The following is a 16,334-nucleotide window of genomic DNA, read 5'->3' on the forward strand; positions in this document are numbered from 1 at the left end:
GGACCACATGGGGCGGGGGGATCAAAGGCTGGGGCAAGGTTACGAGGTCCGGACTCCTAGGCACTCCGGACCTCGGGACTTTCTAGATTGAACGTGATTTCGCGCCGCCGGCTTGATCAGCCGTGCGGCGCGAAGTCGTTTTGGCGTCGTTATGCCGACACGGGCGCTAGCGCGTCTGGGGCTCGATCGTCACCGTGCAGTCGCCCTGCCCTTGCGTCGCGACCACGATGTTGCCCGCGGGAGCGCCGAGGGCGATCGGCGCGGACGAGCCGCCGCCGGGCATCTGGACAGTCACGCTCAGAGAATCGGTTCGCGCGGTCGAGCCTACGGTCGAGGGCTCTGCCTGGGCCACATTGCCCGAGGCGTCACGCCGCATGATCTGGCAGTTCACATTGCTGCCCCCGGCCGCGCTCCCTCCTGCCGCAGCCATGCCCGATGAGGTGCCGCCGCTCATTTGCGCACGTGCTCGCGACGGATCGCGGGGCACCTGGCTCACGATGCGATGCGTCCGCGGCTCCACAATGACGACGTCATCGCCGGTCGCAAAATATTCGTAGTCGCGATATTCGGGCTCGATCGAGACGATCTCGGGCGGAAGCCTGTGAAGGCGCACGCGCGAGGGAATGGTCTCGCCGACCCGGATCGAAATGTTCAGATTGCGCTCCGGCTCCGCCAGGCGTGCACGGCTCACCGTTTCAGAAATCCGCACCTGCTTCTCGGAGGTCACCTGCGCCTGCTGATTGGCTTGCGTGTTGGTCTGCGTGGTCTGGTTGGCTTGGTTGGTCTGCGTGCCCGAACTGGCAGGTGCGCTCTGCGCATTGTTGGTCGGGGCCGTCCGGTTCGTGTCGGTCGCGGTGGCCGGCCGGTTGTTCTGCTGCGCCGGCGGCTGCTGCTCGGCCGCGTTGCGCTGCGGCTGGGTCTGGTTGCGCTCGTTCTGGTTGGCTGCGGCACCCGTGCGCTCGTTCTGCTGGCTAGACGTGCCTGACTTGGACTTCTCGGACTCTGCCGTTGATTTCTGCGGCGCGGATTTGTCCTGCTTCGTCTCAGCACTGCTCTTGCTGTCGCGTCCGGGTTTCGTGCTCTCGGCATCGCGGTTGCGATCGCGCGAGGGCTCGCGGGATTCTTGCGCCTGATCCTTCGATTTCGGCTGGTTGCGCTCGGCAGAACTGGCCGGCTGGCGCTTATCGTCACTCGCGTCCTGCCTGGCAGCGCCGCCCTTCTCCTCGCGGCCCGCGCCCTGCAATCGTTCCTGGGCGCCCTGCGCGCGCTCTTGAGCACGCTCCTGAACACGCTCTTGGCCGCCGCCGTGTTGCGGTGCGGCGCCTTTCGCCGGCTCCTCGGTCCGTCTCGGCTCGTCCCTTCGCTCACCGGGCGCCTGGGCGTAGGCGAAGCCGGAAGCAAGCATCAGTCCGATAGCTGCGGTCGATAACATCAAGTGCTTGCGCATGGTCCCTCTCCTCGGAAATTCGCAACAACAGACGCGAACGTTCTGTGGGTGCGAAGGTTCCTGATCAGGAACGAGGGCTGATCACGCGGTCTCACATCTCAGGCGGGTCTCACATCGGGTCCTTCAGCGTGAGCCGCGCCGTGAATGTCACGCTGGTCTTGCCAACCAGCGCCATGCCTTCGACCTCGGCGCCGTCGGCGGAGTAGTCGCCCGAAAAGCCGCAGGTCACTTCCCTGCCGCCGAACGCGAGTGGCTTGCCGACGGCCTCGGTGTGCTGATTGACGGTCATGTCGCCGCGCCATTTCCCGTTCCGGAAGGTGTAGCTGCCGGTGTAATAGAAATAGCTGTCACCGCCCATGATGCGGCCATCGCAGAGCACGACGACGCCTTTGGCCTGGCCGCGCTTGCCGTCGCGCATCTCAATCTCAAAGATGTAGAGGCCGTTGAGGACCTTCTGTGGGTTGGCGCCCTGCTCGGGCTCATCGCCGGCCGACATCGCTCATCTCCCGTTCAAACCGGCACATTCCGTTCGAGATCTTCAAGCCACGCCGCCGCGCTCGAATCCGACGGCGCGCGCCAGTCACCGCGCGGCGACAATGAGCCGCCGGCCGAAACCTTGGGGCCGTTCGGCATCGCCGAGCGCTTGAACTGGCTGAAAGCGAAGAAGCGGCGCAGAAACACCTCCAGCCAGCGGCGTATCTCGGGAAGGTCATAGGCCTTGCGCTTATCGGTCGGGAATGCCGGCGGCCATTCACCCTGGGCGACGTCCTTCCACGCCTGCAGCGCCATGAAGGCAATCTTGGACGGCCGCATGCCGAACCGCAGCGTGTAGAACAGGTTGAAATCCTGGAGCTCGTAGGGACCGACGGAAGCTTCCGTGCTCTGTGGCTTCTCGCCCGGCTCGGCCGGAACCAGCTCCGGCGAGATTTCCGCCGACAGGATCGATCCAAGCGTTTGGTTGACGTCGTCGCTGAACTGCTTGGAAGCAATCACCCAGCGGATCAGATGCTGAATCAGCGTCTTCGGCACCCCGGCATTGACGTTATAATGCGCCATCTGGTCGCCGACGCCGTAGGTGCACCAGCCCAGCGCGAGCTCGGAGAGATCGCCGGTGCCAATCACGATGCCGCCGTGATGATTGGCGAGCCGGAACAGATAGTCCGTGCGCAGGCCCGCCTGCACATTCTCGAAGGTGACGTCGTAGACCTTCTCGCCCTTGCCGAAGGGATGGCCGATGTCCTTCAGCATTTGCGTCGCCGTGGTGCGAATGTCGAGCTCCTGCCAACTCGTCTGCAACGCCTTCATCAGCGCCAGCGCATTGGTCTTGCTCTCGCTGCCGGTGGCAAAGCCCGGCATGGTGTAGGCGAGAATGTTTTCGCGCGGCAGGCCAAGCAAATCGACCGCCTTGGCGGCGACGATCAAAGCGTGGGTGGAATCGAGCCCGCCCGAGACGCCGATGACGACGCGCTTGGTGCCGGTCGCGCGCATACGCTGGACCAGGCCCGCGACCTGAATGTTGTAGGCCTCATAGCAGTCCTGCTCGAGCAGGCTCTCGTCGCTCGGCACGAACGGAAAGCGCTCGACCTTGCGCAGGAAGCCGATATCGGCGGCCGGCGGCTTCAGGGTAAAAGTCACTTTCCGGAAGAAGGCCTCGCGCTGCCGGCGGTTGTCGTCGAAGGTTCCCATCAGTGCGCGTTCCTGCCTGAGCAGGTCAAGATCGACGTCGGCCAGCGTGATCTGGCCGCCCTGGCGGAACCGCTCGCCCTCGGTCAGTAGCACGCCGTTCTCGTAGATCGAGGTCTGGCCGTCCCAGGCAAGATCCGTGGTCGATTCCCCTGCCCCCGCCGCGGAATAGACATAGGCCGCGAGGCAGCGGGCCGAAGTCGATTGACACAAGAGCGCGCGCGAGCGGGCGCGGCCGATCGTGATCGGGCTGCCCGAGAGATTGATCAGCACGCTCGCGCCCGCGAGCGCGAGCTCGGAAGCCGGCGTCACCGGGATCCACATGTCCTCGCAGATCTCGACGCCGATGGTCAGGCCCGGGACGTCCTCGGCCGCGAACAGCAGGTCGACGCCGAAAGGGGCATGCAGCCCGCCAAAGGCGACCATCTCTCCGACGGTGCCGGCGCCGGAGGCGAAATGCCGTCCCTCGTAGAATTCGCGATAGGTCGGCAGGTAACTCTTGGGCACGACGCCGAGGACTTTGCCGCGATGGATGACGACCGCGCAATTGTAGATGCGATTGCCAAAGCGCAACGGCGCGCCGACGATCAGGATGGTCATCAGGGCCGAGGATGCCTCAACGATGGCCACAAGCCCGCGCTCGACCGCATCGAGCAGCGGATCCTGCTTCACAAGATCTTCGATCGCATAGCCGGACAGACACAGCTCCGGAAACACGGCAACCGCCACTGACTGTTCGTGGCAGTCCTTCGCCGCCGCCAGAACCGCCGTCGCGTTGGCCGTGGGATCGGCCACATGAGAGGTGGTGACGCAGGCCGCCACGCGCGCAAATCCGTGGGCATAGATCGAGTGGAAACTCATCGAGCACAGTCCCTTTGTCTCGTCGCGACCGGCCTCCGCCAGCTCTGGACTCCATTTAACCCATCGACATGGCCCCGTGCAGGCCATTCGACGGCATGCATAACGGATTTGCAGCTTCGCTGCCCGGCCCTTGGGGCAGTGTCAGGCTCTGCGCACCAGCATGCCGGGCAGATCGTCGCGCAGCCATTCGGCGATCCGGGGCCAGGCATGGGCATGGGTCCGCGCCCCCATGAACAGGCCGAGATGGTTGCTGGGCTCGGAGGCCGCCGCAACGAAGGCCGGCGGTGTGCCGAGCAAACCGGCGGTGGCGAGCGCCTGCGCAGCCGGCACGACGTCGTCATCGAGCCCGGCCAGCAGGAAGACCGGCGCCTTGACGTCCTTCAGATCAATCACGCGGCCGAGTGCCGTGAATTGGCCGCGCGCGATCCGGTTCTCCCGGAAGATCCAGTTGACGATCTCGAGATAATAGGTGCCGGGCAGATTGAGAGGCTCGGCGTTCCAGCGCTCGAAGCGTGCCAGCAGCGCCGCACCTTCCTCGCCGGAGAGGTCGCTCTGCAGCGCCGTCGCGATGTCGTCGCAGCTCGGCGCCTTCGACCAGACACGCAGCATCTCCTCGCCGCTGACATTGCCGCCGCCGCGGGCGACGAGCTGGTCATAGACCATCTCCGGCGCGTTGCGGGCGAGCTGCGACAGCCTGGACTCGATCGAGAGGTCGACGGGCGCGCCTGCCAGCACCAGCCGCCGCACCTTGGCGGGAAAGCGCGCCGCATAGAGCAGCGACAGCCAGCCACCCTGGCACAGGCCGACGAGATCGACCGGCGCGCCGATCTCGTCGATGGCGACGTTGAGATCGCCGAGATAGCTGTCGATCGAGAGATAGCGCATGTCGGGTGCGGCCGAGCGCCAGTCGGTGAGATAGACCCGGTCGATGCCGCCATTTTGCAGGGACTGCACCACGCTGTGGCCGGGCGCGAAGTCGGCGATCAGGGCCCGGTGCAGCGCATAGGGCGCGCAGACCAGTGCCGGGAGGCCGGAGCCCGTTCGCGTGCAATCGCGCAGGCGCATGGTCGCAAGCTCCAGCGCGACGGAGTTGGGCGTGGTCCACGGCAGACTGCTGTCGGCCTGCTCCGGCGGACCGCGGTCGAGCCATCCGAAGCAGGCGTCCATGGCAAGCCGAGCTGCTGCGAACGGCCACAGCAGCGGGTCATCCGGGACCGGGCCCGGTGCGCGCTGCTGTTTGCCGGTCTTCTCCGCCATGGCTATCTCACGGTCCTCACAGGAAGGCCTCGAAGCTGACGAGCGAAATACCGCGCTCCCGAAAACTCTGATGGGTCGCGGCCACCGAGCCGTCGAGATCGATGCCGCGGCAGGCGTCCTCGATGACTGCGACCTCGAACCCCGCCTTGCGGGCATCCTCCGCCGAGAAGCGGACGCAGAAATCGAACGCGAGGCCGGCGACGAAGACGGTGTTCAACTCGCGTTCGCGCAAATATCCGAGCAGGCCGGTCGGCGTTTTCCTGTCGTTCTCGAACAGCGCCGAATAGGAATCGATGCCGCGCCGAAACCCCTTCCGCACCACGAGATTTGCGCGAGTGGCGTCGAGATCGCGATGAAATTCAGCGCCGGCCGTGCCCTGCACGCAATGGCTCGGCCAGAGCACCTGGACGCCGTAGTCAAGCGCAATGGTCTCGAACGGCTGTTTGCCCGCATGGTTCGGGGCAAAGGAGACATGATCGCGGGGATGCCAGTCCTGGGTCAGCACCACATTGGCGAATTTTTGGGCGATCCGATTGATGGCGGGGACAACCTTCTCGCCGCCGGGCACGGCGAGCGCCCCGCCCGTGCAAAAATCGTTCTGCACGTCGATGACCAGGAGCACGTCGCGGTCGGAAATCTTCATCGCAAGGTCCATTCCAGGCCATCCCGCGCGACCGGCGCCGAAGGCCACGCCGCCAGTGTCGATCTTCCCGCGCTGCTTCGCAACCACCGACAAGGTGCGGCGATATGCGCGAATGCACCCCGTCGGGACCGGGATGCAACGGTTTGGGCTGATGCGTGTTGACTAGATCCACCCGGGGACGGATTCTGACAGCCGTTCGCGTCTTGCGATCGGATAGAGCGGAGGAAGCGGTTCCCGCAGCCGGAAGGGCTGCGGCAGCCATACGCACATGACCATCGGCAAGACAGGACAGATTCTTCTCGCCGATATCGGCGGCACCAATGCGCGCTTCGCGCTCAGTCAGGGCGACCAGACCGGACCGATCGACTACGTCAAAGTGGCAGACTTCCCGACCGTCCGGGAAGCCATTGCCGATGTTCTCGCGCGTCGCTGCCACGGCCTGCCGCCCCCAAGGGCCGTGCTGGCCGTGGCGGGCCCGGTGACCAACAACCGCTGCGTCATGACCAACAGCCCCTGGGTCATCGACGGCAACGAGCTCCAGCCGGCCTTCGGCTTCGACAGCGTCCATGTGCTCAACGATTTCGAGGTGGTGGCCTGGTCCCTGCCCGCCCTGCAGCCCGCCGACCTGATCCCGCTCGGCGGGCAAGATGGCCTTCCCGGAGAGCCGTTGCTGGTGGTCGGCCCCGGAACCGGCTTTGGCGTTTCCTGCCTGGTCGAGCGCCATGGCGCACGACTGGCTGTCGTCACCGAGGCCGGCCACGCGACCCTGCCGGCGGAGGACGAGCGCGAGGAACGCGTCATCGCCTGCATGCGCCGACGCCTCGGCCATGTCTCCATCGAGCGTGGCGCGTTGTCCGGTTCCGGCCTGCAAAGCCTCTACGAGGCGCTGGCCGAGATTGACGGCGCTCAGGTGCCGCATCGCGATGCTGCCGCCATCACGAAGGCCGCCCTGGAAGGCAGTTGCGAGCTCAGCCGCAAGACGCTGGAGATGTTTTGCGCCATTCTCGGCTCGGTCGCGGGCAATCTCGCGGTGACCTTCGGCGCACGCGGCGGCGTCTATATCGCCGGCGGAATCGTGCCGCGCTTTCCCGACTTCCTTGCAGCTTCCGCATTCCGGGCGCGCTTCGAAGCCAAGGGACGCTTCCAGGACTATCTCCGCGACATCCCGACCCGGCTGGTCACCAAGCCCGATGCGAGTTTCCTCGGCCTCAAGATGTTCGCCGAGCACAACCAGCCTTAACGGCGCGCGCCTCCGTTCGCGCCCAGTAATTCACAGCTGATTAACGAGCACGCGCGCGCGACGCGGGATCGTGCTTGCGCGCACGTCCCGGATGAGAAACAATCCTGGCTTGTGTGTGGCGTAGTTGCGGGGGCGTGACATGCGTAAGCAGGATCTGGGTTTCGACTATCACCGCTATCACCGCCTGCTGCTCGAGGCGGACGACGATGGCAAGCGGCTGGCCCTGATCGAGCTCTTGATCGAGGAAAAGGCGCGTGACCGCCTCGCCGCCCAGCGCGCTTCGGACCGCGCCGCCATGACGGCCCACACCATCGCTACCGTGCTGAAGAACGGGCGCCACTGAACGAGTAATGGCGCTCCAGTGCCCGAAAATGCAGGACCGATTGCCATTTCGTTAACGATCCCTCGAAAGCTCGCGTCAAACTTTTTGCTCTAGGAGTTCCCTCACCTGATCCAATTCAGGGGCAACAAAGGGGGGAATGAACATGAGCATGATTTCGATCGCCGCGATGCCGGCCACCAGCGAAACGCGTTTGGCCGATTCTTCGTTTTCTTCGTTCAAGACCATCTTGCTGTTTTGCTGCACGGGCCTGGTCGCCTCGTTCGGCCTGATGGCGCGCGGCATCGATCTCGGCGCAGGCCTGATGTGAGACAGCGACGAATTCCGTCGCGAAATGGCCGCCCCTGACGGGCGGCCGTTTTTGTTTTTGGTCTCAGTGCGGCGTCTTCGCTGCCGCTTCCGGAAACATCGAATCGATCATCGCCTTGAGCTGATCGATCGAAATCGGCTTGCGCAGGATCGGCCGCCGTCGGAGCAAGGACGGCAGCAGCTCCGGACCGTAGCCCGTGGCGAACAAAAACGGCTTGCCGCGGCGCTCGATCAGGTCGGCGACCGGATCGACGTAGAGGCCCTTGAGATTGATGTCGAGGATCGCAAGATCGTACTGCGCGGTCATGGCGAAAGCGCTGGCGTCCCGCACATTGTCCGCTTCCGCGGCGACGTGGTGGCCGAGTTCCTCCACCATGTCCGCCATCATCATCCGGATCAACGTCTCGTCTTCGACCAGGAAAACGGAGAGTCCGTCCGCCATATCAACCCCGCCATCAGCTTCCGAAGCTAATCATAACCGAATCGCGAAGAGGATTCACGAATTCGTGGCGGGGGCCGTTAATTCGGACACGCCCGATCCGATTCAACTTGATCAATCCAGTCCTCGTTCGTGGCTGAGCCGCACCATCTCCTGTACGAAGACCTGCTTCTGCTTGTCATCGAGGCTCGAATAGAGGGGTTCGGCGGCGTCGGCGACATTGCGCTGGTCGGCAGCGCGGTCGATGAGAAATTGGGCCTCGTTGCGCATCTGCTCGACGATGTCGTCGGGAGGATCCCGCTTGGCGCGCGCAACCCGCAGGTTGAGCCGCTCCGCACCGTTATGCCCGAGGTAGTGCATGGCGCTCGAGAATCCGTACCAGTGCTTCTCCTGCTCGGGCGTGAGGTTCAGTTCGGTCTTGATCCGCTCGATATAGGAGTCGCTGTTGGTGACGATCTGGTCGGCGGTCAATTGCGGCGCGCCGGTCTGGGTCAGGACCGTGACATCCTGCGGAGCGTTCTTCGCCTCCTTGCTCGCCTTGGCGCCCTTGCCCGCCTTGGCGCTCTTGGCATCCTTGTCCTTGCCGGCGCCCTGCTTGGCGTCCTTGGCCGCATCCTTGCTTGCGTCCTTGCTCGCATCCTTGGCTGCAGGCGCCTGATTGCCATTATTGCCAACGCCGAGCACGCCGGTGAAAACGCCGACCACACCGCCGATCGCGCCGCCAAGCACGCCGCCGACCGGACCTGCCGCCTTGTTCCCGGCCGCCGCCCCTTCCTGAACCCCTTTGACCAGGCCCTGAGCGTTCGCCACCGCGGCTGCGCCGAGCAGCAACACGAAAACGGACCCCAGCGCGAACCATCGTCGCAGGTTAAGCCGCGCGAGCGGCGCCGGGTTGATCATTCTGGTCTCCATCTCGATCTGATTAGGCTGTTGGGGGTGAGAACCACTCGCCAGTTGCAACTCTATCGTTTTCACCGCTTCGAGGTCTAGCCACCGACAATTGCTATCCACGCCCGAAAAGTGTTTGGCCCGAGGCGCTTATGCAGGCTTATTCGAAACTGCGGCGTAATTGCGCATGCATCGGCCGGGCAGGTCGGCGCAAAGTGTGCGTCGCAAAATGACCGATCGTGGTTCATGGCCTGCGCAGGACATCGAGGGCACTGCCACCTTCCCGGACACAACGTTAGTTCTAGGCGCAAGCCGTTCGGTTTTCTCGACAGAAGCAATCAATCATGATCTGATCGCGCTACCAATTTGCCTTCGAAGCCGACGGCATCAATAAGAAACGTCGAACAAGAAACTTTCAAAAAGAAAGCAGAACTCGGAAGAGTTCAGAGGAAACGCCAGAACAATAAAACACCCAAGCGAGGAAACGAGATGTCACGCAAGACACTGACGCGACGTCAATTTGTGGCTGCCACTGCAATGTCCTCCACGGCGCTGATCGCGGCGCCCTATGTCCGGGGCGCTTACGCCGCCGGCAAACTCTCGATCGGCTTCTGGGACCATTGGGTGCCCGGCGCCAACGATGCCTCAACCGCTCTCGTCAAGGAATGGGGCGAGAAGGAGAAGGTCGAGGTTTCGATCGACTACATCACCAGCAACAACAAGAAGATCGAGCTGACCGCAGCGGCGGAAGCCCAGGCCAAGTCCGGTCACGATATTCTCCAGATGCCGAGCTGGTGGCCGCACGCTTATTCCGAGAATCTCGAGCCGCTCAACGACGTCATGGAGCCGCTCATCAAGCAGAACGGTGAGGTGAACGACACCGTCAAATATCTCGGGCGGTCGGGTGGCAAATGGCTCGCAGTGCCCGCGACGCCGGGAAGCCAGATCAAAGGCCCCTGCTCCCGCATAGATCTCATGAAGAAACACGCCGGCATCGACGTGCAGGAGATGTATCCAGTCGGCGCTCCGCCGAAAGCGGACAACTGGACCATGGAGACGTTCCTGAAGGCGGCCGAGGCTTGCCACAAGGCCGGCTTCCCCTTCGGCATCGGTCTCGGCGAGACCACCGACAGCGTCGACACCGCCGGCGCGATCTTCCAGTCCTTCGGCGCCGAGCTCGTCAACGCCAAGGGCGATATCACCGTCAAGACCGACGCGGTGCGGCAGGCGCTCGAATTCTACAAGAAGCTGATCGCCGTCCTGCCCACCGACGCGCCGTCCTGGGACGATGCCTCCAACAACAAATGGCTGATCTCGGGCCGCGGCGCGATGATCCTGAATCCGCCGAGCGCCTGGGCGGTCGCCAAGCGCGACGCACCGCAAGTCGCCGAACAGTGCTGGACGCACGGCTTCCCGTCCGGTCCGAAGGGCCGTTTTGCGCCCTTCCTGCCATACTTCTGGGGCGTCTGGGCCTTTGGCAAGAACAAGGAAGCGGCCAAGAGCTTGCTCGTTCACCTGTCCTCGCCAGCGGCGATCGAGAAGTTCGTCGCGGCGAGCGGCGGGTACGATCTCCCGGCCTACGCGAACATGACGAAGTTCAAGACTTGGGCCGAGGAAGGGCCGCCGAAGGGCACACTCTTCCACTATGCGGATCCCTACAAGCAGCAGACGATGTCGATCGCCGCGTCTCCGGCGCCGCCGAAGATCGCCCAGCAGATCTACTTCCAGGCGACGCTGACCAAGATGGCGCTGCGCTTTGCACAAGGAGAGAAGTTGGAAACCGCGCTCGCCTGGGCCGAAGGCGAGTGCGAAGGCTTCATGCGGACCTGAGCCGGGTATGTGCCATGGCGGTTCACGCTTCGGGCGTGGGCCGCCGAGGCACCCCTCGCTCGATCCGCTTGCCGAATGAAGCCGACGGCTGCGCCGGCTTCGCCGTTCCAGATATCCTGCTAGGTGTCCTGCAAAGAGGCTAAATTCATGGCCGATGTCGTCGTTGAGCAAGGCCGTCCCGCTCGAGCTGCGAGCCCGCGCAAACGGGCGAGCCTGCGCAATGCAATGGGACGGAAATCGACCGTAGCGTTCTTCCTGACGCTGCCGCTGATCCTCCTGATCGCCCTGCTCGTACTTTATCCCGCCTTCTACTCGGTCTACCTGGCGACGCTGAACAAGGCGATGACAAAATTCGTCGGCCTCAGCAACTTCACCTTTCTGTTCAAGCGCGAAACGTTCTGGATGGTGGTGAGACAGTCCTGCATTTTTGCGATCACCGCCGTGGTCTTCAAAGCGCTGATCGGCTTCATCGTCGCGCATTTCGTCCACAACATTCCCGGCAAGAAGCAACGTAAATGGCGCGGCATGCTGCTGGTGCCCTGGGTGATCCCGCCGGCGATGAGCACGCTGGCATGGCTGTGGCTGTTCGACCCCTCCTACAGCGCCTTCAACTATACGCTCTCGTTCTTCGGCATCGGTCCCATCCCGTGGCTCGGTGATACCTTCTGGGCGCGTTTCTCCGTCATCCTCGTCAACGTCTGGTACGGCGCGCCGTTCTTCCTGATCATGTACCTGGCCGCGTTGAAATCCGTACCCGATCAGCTCTACGAAGCCGCAGCAATCGACGGCGCCAATTGGTGGCAGAAGATCTGGCACATCACCTTGCCGATGATGCGCAACATCATCGCCATCACCACGCTGTTCTCGCTGATCGTCACTTTCGCCAATTTCGACATCGTGCGCATCCTCACCTCCGGCGGTCCGCTCGACCGGACGCACCTGTTCGCCACCTGGGCGTTCCAGGTCGGCATCCAGAGCAGCGACATTCCGCTCGGCGCCTGCGTCTCGCTGTTCATGGTGCCGATCCTCGCCGTCGCAGCGGTCTTCATCCTGCGCGATGTCAACAAACGTGGGAACGAAGCCTGATGAGCACGCTCGCAATCGACAAGGCCGGACCGACACGCAAGGTCAAGCTTCGAAGCATGAGCCGCGACCGCACCTGGGCGCTGCGCTGGTCCTACTTTTTCCTGGTGCTGTTTGCGATCTTCTTCCTGATCCCGCCGATCTACATGCTGATCACCTCGCTCAAGAGCAGCGCGGAGATCTCGGCCGCCACCAATCCGTGGTGGGTATTTCATCCGACCCTCTCGAATTATGTCGAGCTACTGACCTCGAACCAGTTCCTGCGATTCTTCTGGAATTCGTCGATGATCTCGATCGTGGTCGTGATCGTGACGATGTTGATCAGCATTCCGGCGGCGTTTGCATTGGCGCGGATGAAGTTCTGGGGCTCGGCGACGCTCGCGACCGGCGTGTTCCTGACCTATCTCATTCCGGACAGCCTTCTGTTCATTCCGCTGTTCAAGGTGCTCGCGACCGTCCAGGAGTTCACCGGCATCCCCCTGCTCAACCGGTGGTACGTGCTGGTGTTCATCTATCCGACGCTGACCGTGCCGTTCTGCACCTGGATCATGATCGGTTATTTCGCCTCGATCCCGAAGGAGCTGGACGAGGCGGCTCTGATCGACGGCGCCTCCTGGCTGCAGACCCTGACGCGGATTTTCATCCCCGTTGCCCTGCCCGGCCTGATCGCAGCGACCATCTTCGCCTTCACCGTGTCCTGGGCGCAGTTCCTCTATCCGCTGGTGTTCACGACATCCATCGACCAGCTCGTGCTGCCGGTCGGCATCACCACCACGCTGATCAAGGGCGACGTCTTCAACTGGGGTCAGATCATGACCGGCGCGCTGCTGGGCGCAGCCCCTCCGCTGGTCATCTACGCCTTCCTGATGGACTATTACATTGCCGGCCTGACCGCCGGCGCGACAAAGGGTTGATGTCTTATGGCTGAGGTTGCGTTGCGGAAAGTGATCAAGCGTTACGACGACGTGGAGGCGGTGCGCGGCATCGATCTCGACATCTCCGATCATGAGTTCATCGTGCTCGTCGGCCCCTCCGGCTGCGGCAAGTCGACGACGTTGCGGATGATCGCGGGGCTCGAGGACATCACCGACGGCGACATCATGATCGGCGGGGACGTCGTCAACGACGTGCCGCCGAAGGACCGCGACATCGCCATGGTGTTTCAGAACTACGCGCTCTACCCGCACATGACGGTCGCGGAGAACATGTCGTTCGGGCTGCGGCTCAAGCACTATCCCAAGGCCGAGATCAAGGCGCGGGTGACCGAAGCCGCCCGCCTCCTCGACATCACCGACCTGATCGACCGCAAGCCGAAGCAGCTCTCCGGCGGCCAGCGCCAGCGCGTTGCGATGGGCCGGGCCATCGTGCGTAACCCAAAGGTCTTCCTGTTCGACGAGCCGCTGTCCAATCTCGATGCCAAGCTGCGCGTGCAGATGCGGATCGAGATCAAGAAGGTGCACCAGAAGGTGCGTACCACGACGGTCTACGTCACCCACGACCAGGTCGAGGCGATGACGCTGGCGGATCGCGTGGTGGTGATGAACAAGGGGCGGATCGAGCAGATCGGCACCCCGAACGAGCTCTACCACAAGCCGGCCACGCGCTTCGTCGCGGGCTTCATCGGCTCGCCGGCGATGAACTTCATTCCGTGCCGGCTCGAGGATTTCGGCGGCAAGCTCAACATCCGCCTGACGGACCGCATCTCATTCCCGTTGCCGCCGGCCCGCGCCGCCCGTTACAGCGCGCTGCCCCGAGCTGAAAACCTGTTGCTCGGCATCCGTCCCGAACATCTCACGGAATCGCATGCGCATCTGGAGCCGGGTGTCGAGACCTTCGACACCGTGCTTGATGTCACCGAGCCGATGGGAATGGAGACGCTGGTCTATTTCGGACTGGAAGGCACGCCCGTCTGCGGCCGCGTCGATCCCAATGCGGGCGCCAAGGACGGGGCACCCATGCGTTTGGCGATGGACCTCAACAATATGCACCTGCTAAACGAGGCGACCGGCGTCGTGTTGTGACGGCCGGCCAAGAAACTCGCGCAGGTAGGGACGATGTCGACCAACAAGAAGAAAATCTTTGTCACGCAAACTTTGTCGCAAGGGGCCCGCGCCCTCCTCACCCAGCGCGATGACATCGAGCTCATCGAGTTTCCGAACCTGATCTCCGCCAGGGATTTCGAGGCATTGCTGAAGAGCCACGCGCCGGTCCATGGCGTGGCGCTCGGCGCCACCGCTTTCGGCGAGACCGAGCTCGAAGCCTCGAAGGACATGAAGGTGGTGACCCGGATCGGCGTCGGTTACGACGCCGTCGACGTACCAGCCCTCTCCCGCCGCAAGGTGCCGCTGATGGTCGCGGGCAGCGCGAACTCGCCCTCGGTCGCAGAGCAGGCGCTGTTCATGATGCTGACACTGGCAAAACGCGCGCAGGAGATGCATTCCTGCGTCAAGGACGGCAAATGGGCCGACCGCCTCGGCATGCTGCCGTTCGATCTCTACGGCAAGACCGTCCTCATCATCGGCTTCGGCCGCATCGGCACCCGCACCGCCAAGCGCTGCCTGGCGATGGACATGAATGTGCAGGTCTATGATCCCTATAAGCCCGCCACAGAGATCAAAGCAGCAGGCTGCGAGCCGGTCGCCGATCTCGATGCCGCGCTGCCGCACGCCGATTTCGTCACCATCCACTGCCCGAAGACGCCAGAGACCGTCGGCCTGTTCGATGCTGACAGGATCGGCCGGATGAAGCCGAAATCCTATCTGATCAACACCGCGCGCGGTGGCATCGTGAAGGAGACGGCGCTGTACGACGCACTGGTCTCGGGCAAGCTCGCCGGTGCCGGCATCGACGTGTTCGAGGTCGAACCGCCGCCGGTCAGCAACGCGCTGTTCGCGCTGCCCAACGTCATCATGGCGCCGCATGTCGCCGGCGTCACGGTCGAGGCGGTGAGCCGGATGAGCGAGCAGACCGCGCGCAACATCCTCAGTGTGCTGGACGGCGATCCCATCCGGCAGAACATCATCAATCAGGATGTCCTGGGCTGAGCTGGTCTCCCGGGCGGTTCTTCTGGGCGGACGATCAACCCGCCCGCCTTCGGAACGCCAGAATGAGTCCCATTTTGGTGCAGATCGAGCCCTCACTCAGCCTTAATCAAACCCGCGTAATAGGTCCGGCTGCGGCGGCAGTGGGACAGACTTGCCGGCCGCGTCGAGCTGGAGGATGGACCCTTGTCAGAGATCGACCCGACCGACCACGCGTTGGCGACCATCGCCAGCATCCTGGAGCACCCTGAACCCGTCCTCGTCGTGCGCGAGACCGAGACCGTGCGCGAGACCGAGACCGTCACCGTGACCGAAATGGTGGTTGCTGGTGAGGATGGGGTCGCGGACGAGCACGCTGTGGTCGACGAGCATCCGGTTGTCGAGGAGCAGCCGCTGGTGCCGGAGCATACCGATGCCGACGGCTACAGCAAGGTCGGCCCCGGGCCGATGGTGGCGATCCGTCTGAAATGGACGGTCCATCGCGGCGACGACGGCCAGTTCTACGTCCACGAAACCATCGGCGAGCAGTCCGTGCCCGTGGTCAGCGGCCCTATGACCGGCGAGGCCGCGGTGCATTTCGTCGACACGCACGAGGACGAGGCCCATCGGCGCTTCGAAGAGCTGCGCAGCGAGATCGCCGGCCGCAGCTCGCTCGCCGATTACGAGCGCAAGGGCGAAGCCTAGCGCGCTTCCGAGCGAACTGGATACGGGTTCGGCTTATCGCCGTCCGAGATAATCCTTCTTCACGAGCTCGACGCCTGCGTGCCGCAACAGGTCGTAGGCCGTCGTGACGTGAAAGAAGAACTGCGGCACGCTGAAGGTCAGCAGCAGCGTCCGCCCGGTGAAGGGCAACTCGGTCCCGTTCTTCAGCCTGAAGAAGACATTCCGTTCCGCCGCAGCATTGATCTCCGCGCGCGGCAGGCTTTCGATGAACTCGATCGACGTCGCAATCCGGGCCTGCAGCCCGGCCATGTCGTGCTCCAGCACCGGCAGCATCACCGGCTCGCAGTCGGCCAGCAAGGCCGCGGCGACCGTGGCATGGCGGCAGGCCTCGCCGATCTGTTGCGCCAGATCGTACATGTCGGGCGCAATGCGCATGCCGAGCAGGACGGCCGGGTTGAACTTCCGGGCTTCGGCATAGGCAACGCCCTTGTCGAGCAGCGCGGACAGATTGCGCAGATACGGCACGAAGACGCCGACCGAGGCGTCATGCATCGAAATCGTCACTTCAAAATTCCCTTCACTTCCGCCTCGCCAGCGACGGGCATCTGGT

Annotated in this window: 17 protein-coding genes; 9 read left to right on the top strand and 8 right to left on the bottom strand. The window is 63.7% G+C overall.

The features are described 5' to 3' along the window. Positions 1 to 166: 166 nt before the first annotated feature. The 5 genes from AC0L30_RS16140 to pncA all read right to left on the bottom strand — a co-directional run bounded on the left by AC0L30_RS16140 (position 167) and on the right by pncA (position 5,903). A complete protein-coding gene (locus tag AC0L30_RS16140) occupies positions 167 to 1,447 on the bottom strand; it encodes a DUF1236 domain-containing protein (protein ID WP_473404692.1) in 1,281 nt (426 codons plus the stop codon). A 109-nt stretch (positions 1,448 to 1,556) separates the two neighbouring features. Further along, positions 1,557 to 1,943, bottom strand: a complete 387-nt coding sequence (locus AC0L30_RS16145) for a GrlR family regulatory protein (RefSeq protein WP_007590950.1) — start codon at positions 1,941 to 1,943, stop codon at positions 1,557 to 1,559. A 14-nt stretch (positions 1,944 to 1,957) separates the two neighbouring features. Continuing rightward, positions 1,958 to 3,991: an NAD(+) synthase gene (locus AC0L30_RS16150; protein ID WP_473404693.1), complete on the bottom strand. Its 2,034-nt coding sequence runs from the start codon at positions 3,989 to 3,991 to the stop codon at positions 1,958 to 1,960. Between the two features lie 141 nt (positions 3,992 to 4,132). Beyond that, complete coding sequence (locus AC0L30_RS16155) at positions 4,133 to 5,248, bottom strand: alpha/beta fold hydrolase (protein WP_473404694.1); 1,116 nt, start codon at positions 5,246 to 5,248, stop codon at positions 4,133 to 4,135. A 16-nt stretch (positions 5,249 to 5,264) separates the two neighbouring features. Next, positions 5,265 to 5,903 (bottom strand): bifunctional nicotinamidase/pyrazinamidase, encoded by a 639-nt coding sequence (gene pncA, locus AC0L30_RS16160; protein ID WP_473404695.1) that lies wholly within the window; start codon positions 5,901 to 5,903, stop codon positions 5,265 to 5,267. Between the two features lie 256 nt (positions 5,904 to 6,159). On the opposite strand from pncA, the gene glk reads away from it, so the two are divergent. The 3 genes from glk to AC0L30_RS16175 all read left to right on the top strand — a co-directional run bounded on the left by glk (position 6,160) and on the right by AC0L30_RS16175 (position 7,781). Beyond that, positions 6,160 to 7,131 (top strand): glucokinase, encoded by a 972-nt coding sequence (gene glk / locus AC0L30_RS16165; RefSeq protein WP_473253619.1) that lies wholly within the window; start codon positions 6,160 to 6,162, stop codon positions 7,129 to 7,131. Positions 7,132 to 7,270: 139 nt separating this feature from the next. After that, entirely contained in the window at positions 7,271 to 7,474 is a 204-nt protein-coding gene (locus AC0L30_RS16170; protein ID WP_473404696.1) for a hypothetical protein, read from the top strand. Between the two features lie 142 nt (positions 7,475 to 7,616). Next, positions 7,617 to 7,781: a hypothetical protein gene (locus AC0L30_RS16175; protein ID WP_162847220.1), complete on the top strand. Its 165-nt coding sequence runs from the start codon at positions 7,617 to 7,619 to the stop codon at positions 7,779 to 7,781. Between the two features lie 63 nt (positions 7,782 to 7,844). Here the strand turns inward: AC0L30_RS16175 and AC0L30_RS16180 are convergent, their stop codons facing one another. Together AC0L30_RS16180 and AC0L30_RS16185 are read right to left on the bottom strand one after the other, a co-directional pair. Further along, positions 7,845 to 8,222, bottom strand: a complete 378-nt coding sequence (locus AC0L30_RS16180; protein WP_354210012.1) for a response regulator — start codon at positions 8,220 to 8,222, stop codon at positions 7,845 to 7,847. A 111-nt stretch (positions 8,223 to 8,333) separates the two neighbouring features. Further along, on the bottom strand, positions 8,334 to 9,119 hold the full coding sequence (locus AC0L30_RS16185; protein WP_007590931.1) for a Spy/CpxP family protein refolding chaperone: 786 nt from the start codon (positions 9,117 to 9,119) through the stop codon (positions 8,334 to 8,336). Positions 9,120 to 9,596: 477 nt separating this feature from the next. Here AC0L30_RS16185 and AC0L30_RS16190 point away from each other — a divergent pair, with 477 nt between their 5' ends. From AC0L30_RS16190 to AC0L30_RS16215, 6 genes are all read left to right on the top strand, one after another. Next, the gene (locus AC0L30_RS16190) at positions 9,597 to 10,937 is read left to right on the top strand and encodes an ABC transporter substrate-binding protein (RefSeq protein WP_473404697.1); all 1,341 of its coding nucleotides are present in this window, start codon (positions 9,597 to 9,599) and stop codon (positions 10,935 to 10,937) included. Between the two features lie 147 nt (positions 10,938 to 11,084). Further along, positions 11,085 to 12,023, top strand: coding sequence for a carbohydrate ABC transporter permease (locus tag AC0L30_RS16195; RefSeq protein ID WP_007590928.1), 939 nt, complete (start codon positions 11,085 to 11,087; stop codon positions 12,021 to 12,023). Continuing rightward, positions 12,023 to 12,934: a carbohydrate ABC transporter permease gene (locus AC0L30_RS16200; protein WP_219684342.1), complete on the top strand. Its 912-nt coding sequence runs from the start codon at positions 12,023 to 12,025 to the stop codon at positions 12,932 to 12,934. The genes AC0L30_RS16195 and AC0L30_RS16200 overlap by 1 nt, the downstream gene beginning before the upstream one ends. Positions 12,935 to 12,940: 6 nt before the next feature. Continuing rightward, the gene (locus AC0L30_RS16205; RefSeq protein ID WP_473404698.1) at positions 12,941 to 14,041 is read left to right on the top strand and encodes an ABC transporter ATP-binding protein; all 1,101 of its coding nucleotides are present in this window, start codon (positions 12,941 to 12,943) and stop codon (positions 14,039 to 14,041) included. A gap of 33 nt (positions 14,042 to 14,074) precedes the next feature. Then, the gene (locus tag AC0L30_RS16210) at positions 14,075 to 15,064 is read left to right on the top strand and encodes a hydroxyacid dehydrogenase (RefSeq protein ID WP_473253622.1); all 990 of its coding nucleotides are present in this window, start codon (positions 14,075 to 14,077) and stop codon (positions 15,062 to 15,064) included. Between the two features lie 183 nt (positions 15,065 to 15,247). Beyond that, entirely contained in the window at positions 15,248 to 15,745 is a 498-nt protein-coding gene (locus tag AC0L30_RS16215) for a hypothetical protein (protein ID WP_473253623.1), read from the top strand. 33 nt (positions 15,746 to 15,778) lie between these two features. Here AC0L30_RS16215 and AC0L30_RS16220 read toward each other — a convergent pair whose 3' ends face one another. Continuing rightward, positions 15,779 to 16,276, bottom strand: coding sequence for a DUF1993 domain-containing protein (locus AC0L30_RS16220; protein ID WP_473404740.1), 498 nt, complete (start codon positions 16,274 to 16,276; stop codon positions 15,779 to 15,781). Positions 16,277 to 16,334 lie beyond the last annotated feature (58 nt).

The organism is Bradyrhizobium sp. MI1.11, from assembly GCF_055811255.1.

Bases quoted from the DNA above. Each gene is read 5' to 3' on its own strand.
- glk (WP_473253619.1), top strand. From the start codon at position 6,160: ATGACCATCGGCAAGACAGGACAGATTCTTCTCGCCGATATCGGCGGC.
- AC0L30_RS16140 (WP_473404692.1), bottom strand. From the start codon at position 1,447: ATGCGCAAGCACTTGATGTTATCGACCGCAGCTATCGGACTGATGCTT.
- AC0L30_RS16210 (WP_473253622.1), top strand. From the start codon at position 14,075: ATGTCGACCAACAAGAAGAAAATCTTTGTCACGCAAACTTTGTCGCAA.
- pncA (WP_473404695.1), bottom strand. From the start codon at position 5,903: ATGGACCTTGCGATGAAGATTTCCGACCGCGACGTGCTCCTGGTCATC.
- AC0L30_RS16170 (WP_473404696.1), top strand. From the start codon at position 7,271: ATGCGTAAGCAGGATCTGGGTTTCGACTATCACCGCTATCACCGCCTG.
- AC0L30_RS16195 (WP_007590928.1), top strand. From the start codon at position 11,085: ATGGCCGATGTCGTCGTTGAGCAAGGCCGTCCCGCTCGAGCTGCGAGC.
- AC0L30_RS16175 (WP_162847220.1), top strand. From the start codon at position 7,617: ATGAGCATGATTTCGATCGCCGCGATGCCGGCCACCAGCGAAACGCGT.
- AC0L30_RS16200 (WP_219684342.1), top strand. From the start codon at position 12,023: ATGAGCACGCTCGCAATCGACAAGGCCGGACCGACACGCAAGGTCAAG.
- AC0L30_RS16185 (WP_007590931.1), bottom strand. From the start codon at position 9,119: ATGATCAACCCGGCGCCGCTCGCGCGGCTTAACCTGCGACGATGGTTC.
- AC0L30_RS16150 (WP_473404693.1), bottom strand. From the start codon at position 3,991: ATGAGTTTCCACTCGATCTATGCCCACGGATTTGCGCGCGTGGCGGCC.
- AC0L30_RS16180 (WP_354210012.1), bottom strand. From the start codon at position 8,222: ATGGCGGACGGACTCTCCGTTTTCCTGGTCGAAGACGAGACGTTGATC.
- AC0L30_RS16220 (WP_473404740.1), bottom strand. From the start codon at position 16,276: ATGCATGACGCCTCGGTCGGCGTCTTCGTGCCGTATCTGCGCAATCTG.
- AC0L30_RS16190 (WP_473404697.1), top strand. From the start codon at position 9,597: ATGTCACGCAAGACACTGACGCGACGTCAATTTGTGGCTGCCACTGCA.
- AC0L30_RS16145 (WP_007590950.1), bottom strand. From the start codon at position 1,943: ATGTCGGCCGGCGATGAGCCCGAGCAGGGCGCCAACCCACAGAAGGTC.
- AC0L30_RS16155 (WP_473404694.1), bottom strand. From the start codon at position 5,248: ATGGCGGAGAAGACCGGCAAACAGCAGCGCGCACCGGGCCCGGTCCCG.
- AC0L30_RS16205 (WP_473404698.1), top strand. From the start codon at position 12,941: ATGGCTGAGGTTGCGTTGCGGAAAGTGATCAAGCGTTACGACGACGTG.